This window comes from Cobetia sp. SIMBA_158 (genome assembly GCF_046566945.1).
GTDB classification, from domain to species: Bacteria; Pseudomonadota; Gammaproteobacteria; order Pseudomonadales; family Halomonadaceae; genus Cobetia; species Cobetia amphilecti.
On sequence record NZ_JAWJYL010001154.1, the window covers coordinates 1 to 233 of the forward strand.

1 pseudogene is annotated in these 233 nt (G+C 67.4%); it reads right to left on the reverse strand.

Annotated features, from left to right (window positions below):
* Positions 1-233: pseudogene (locus tag R2R70_RS23370) on the reverse strand (gluconate transporter); the annotation flags it as partial.

The following is a 233-nucleotide window of genomic DNA, read 5'->3' on the forward strand; positions in this document are numbered from 1 at the left end:
GCCCCGGAATCGATCAGCATCTGCATGAAGACGCCACCCGCGCCGGTGGCCAGGATGATGATGCCGGCGGGGTCGAGTGCCTTGGTGGCGACTTCCATCACCTGTTCGCGGGTCATGCCACGGCGTGTACCCAGCAGGGCGAAGGCCATCAGGGTGGCCAGACTCAGCGCCACGAACCGGTCGCCGAGGAACCCCAGCCAGCCGACCAGCGGGCTGTCGTCACCGTACAGGAC